Origin of the sequence: Arenimonas sp. (assembly GCF_044348765.1) — a bacterium.
Lineage (GTDB): Bacteria > Pseudomonadota > Gammaproteobacteria > Xanthomonadales > Xanthomonadaceae > Arenimonas.
This window is the reverse complement of record NZ_JBIKSE010000124.1, coordinates 1-3,181: the sequence shown is the minus strand read 5'-3', so window position 1 is coordinate 3,181 and position 3,181 is coordinate 1. Positions and strand designations below refer to the sequence as shown.

Annotated in this window: 2 protein-coding genes; both read right to left on the bottom strand. The window is 40.6% G+C overall.

The features are described 5' to 3' along the window. Positions 1–200: hypothetical protein (locus tag ACIQ0Q_RS09785; protein WP_395772747.1), on the bottom strand; the 200-nt coding region annotated here is incomplete at its 3' end. A 12-nt stretch (positions 201–212) separates the two neighbouring features. Continuing rightward, positions 213–3,149 (bottom strand): hypothetical protein, encoded by a 2,937-nt coding sequence (locus tag ACIQ0Q_RS09780; protein ID WP_395772746.1) that lies wholly within the window; start codon positions 3,147–3,149, stop codon positions 213–215. Between the last annotated feature and the right edge of the window lie 32 nt (positions 3,150–3,181).

The window sequence follows — 3,181 nt, the reverse complement described above, 5'->3', positions numbered from 1 at the left end:
GCATCTAGGGTAGCCCATTCAATTGTAGTTCCAGCAGAATTAACTTTAAGTACTTGGTTTGGCTGTCCAAGCAATCCATCAACAAGGGTTTCTCCGAATACATTAACGTCATCTAATACGGTTACGTCATTGTTAGCTAGTAAAGAATCTACTGTTAATGGCTCAGTAGAGTAAAGGTGGTTTAGTTTATTAAGTCCCACGTTGTCCTCCTACTATGCTTGGGCTTCAGTCCAAGAAAGCCTTCCGTTAATTGTCGCACTGGATACACCAGAACCAGAAAGGTTTCTGATTGCTATTGTTACAATATCTGGTCCATCTGGGAAAACGTTAAGTTCTGTAGTAGATGCGGTATTTGTTGTACCACCACCAAGAATTGAGTTTCCTAAATCTCTAACCAAACCAAGATCTTGCTGAACAACGCTTGCTTCACCAGACTGAGTAGATACAAAGAAGGAGAAGATTGGTTCTCCACCAACTAGGGTTGTATTTGCTGCGTGATAGCAAACTTGAGACAAGCTTGATCCACCAACATTTTCCCAAGTATTTCCAGTTGCAGTATTAAATCTTGGATTTAATACAAGTTCTACAAGGAATGCTCCTGGGTTTCCAGCAGTTCCAGCAACTAAGCTTAAAACGTCCATCTGTCTTAGTCTTAACTGCATTCTGTTAATAAGTTCTCTTTCTCCAAAAACTCCAACAACTCCGTTATCTACAGATGGAGCAAGTCTTAAGCTAATAAGAGCTGATCTGGTTGTTGTGCTTCTTGGAACAACAACACCATTTTTCATACCTGCCTGGAATACGAATGACTTATCATCATCATATCCACCATCCATGATTACTGAGGAGCCCCAGTGACTTGTTCCAGTAGCATATTGTCTAGAGTATAGATCTACTCTTACAGGTGCCGTTGCGGAGTATGTAAACGATTGTGCGGTTCCATTTCCACCACCAGTAGCACCAGAAACTGGGTTAATGACTACGTTGCTTAGGGCTCTTGTTAGACCTGTAAAGGTTGTAGCAGTTTTTCCTGTGTAAGAAACATATTCAATTTCTTGTGAAGTATTTCCAGCCTTTGTAATTGCAAGAGTTCCAGTTGATGGGAATCCTACAGTACTTGCAACTGACATGCTAGTAGCAACATTTGAAAGCGTTGCTGAAAGTTTTGTAACTGGTGCATCTGCTGCTGCCTCATAGCGAGAAGGAAGGTTTCCAGAACGCATATAGGCTTCTGTCTTAACATTTGCGTGTGTCATTCTATGGCAATAAACAACCTCTCCACGCTCATCCTTAAATCCAAATCTAATTGCACCTGCACCATACCAAGCATAGTCAAGGTAGAACATCTGCATCTTAGCTAAATCAACTGTTACACCTGACGGACCAGTTCCATCTAACTTATCAATGTTCCAATCAGACTGTGCAACCTTGGTGTCAACAATCTTGCTTACGATTCCACCAGAAGCAATGGTCTGACCACGGTATTCTGGGAACACATAAAGCTCAGTATTACTTGTAATAGACTGAACTTGATAGGTTGCACCTCTAATAGAGATTCTATCTCCTGGGCTTAACTGTTCAGAGAATCTGGTATCAGTTCCTGTAATAGTTGGAGATCCCTGTGTTGCTGCAACTATACCAGAAATTTGATCTGTACTAGAACGTCTTACTGCATATAAAGTTTGTCCATCAAATTCAAAGAAGAATCCGTTTTGTTCATCAAACATACCGATTCTAGTCTGACCACCGAACCACGATACTGGTGCGACTGTAATTGGGAATCCAGTTGCTGGAGTTGCAGATGGAACTGAGGATGCTGTGTACTGGAATTCTTTAGGTCCAGTAATTGCTGTAACTGTAAAGGTTCCATTGTATGCTGTTTGATCTGCACCACTTACTGTAACCTGTGCACCAATTCCAAGGAAATGTTCGTATCTAGTTTTTACCGTAACGGTTGTGCTAGATGAAGAAATTAAATCAACTGCGAATACTGGCTTCATCATAGATCCAGTTGAGAACTGAATGCCCTTACCTGACTGGTATCTAAAATATCTTCTTGTCTGTCTTATAATTTTTGATCCAGGAGCAGAAGAACCAGTTGTAAACTTCACTCCACCATCAAATGGTCTGTGTACAGATAGTGTTCCTGGTCTACCAGTTAAGGACTTTGCAACAGCAGTGATTGCACCAGATGGGGCATCAATTACATCGAAAGTGAACGTATTTGTTGTTGGAGTTGTCTTTACTTCCCAAGCACCATTTGGTGGGTTAGAAGAAGCTGCTGTGGTACCAGAAACATAAATCAAATCTCCGATGCTAAGACCATGAGCATTTGTAGTTGTTGCTGTTACTGTTGTGCTAGAAGCTGTAAATGCAGCACCAGATGAGGTGCTAAGTGGGATCTCTGATCCTGTGTAATTGTAAGCCTTGTATGCAAATGTCTTTGTTGCATCACGAACGCTTCCGTTAGTAACATTTGCTCTTGCATAGTAGGTAAAAGTATCATTAGAAACTGTTGTTGTGGAAACGCTTCTTACTAGATACCAACCGTCTGCATTAACATCCAAGGTATCCTGAATGAAGAACTTATCTCCAACAGAAAGACCGTGGGCTGCAGTAGTTACTACTGTTACAAGTCTAGAAGATCCAGTTCCTGTAATTGAAACAAAAGTGTTTGTTCCTCCAGAAGGCTGTGCAATTGGTGTTTGAATATCATAGAAAGCTGATGGCTTATTGTTTGTAAGGCTCAATACTTCCCATTTAGTTGGCTGAGTTCCATACTCAAAGTCTGTATCAATTAAAGAAGTAGGTTGGGAAACTCTAAACTTTCCAACAGGATCCATGTATGCTTCATCTGGTTGGAAGCTTTCAGCATATTCATCAATTGTAATTTGAAGTTTATCTGTAGCAGACATTGCTGCTGTATTGTAATTAAGAACAACAGTTGTTGTGGCTACGTTGTTTGAGTCAATGGCTGGGGTATAGCTTGTTGCTTTAAGACTAGGATCAGAGAAGTTATAGATAACCTGGTTGGTGGTTACGTTTGTAATTAATACCAGTCTTTCCCTTGGAATGTGATCTGGGATTACAATCGTTCGTGTTGACGGAGTGAATGTATAATTCGTCTCGTGAAGTACTTTTCTAGCCATTTTTTATGCTCCTAATAATATATCCACTGCTT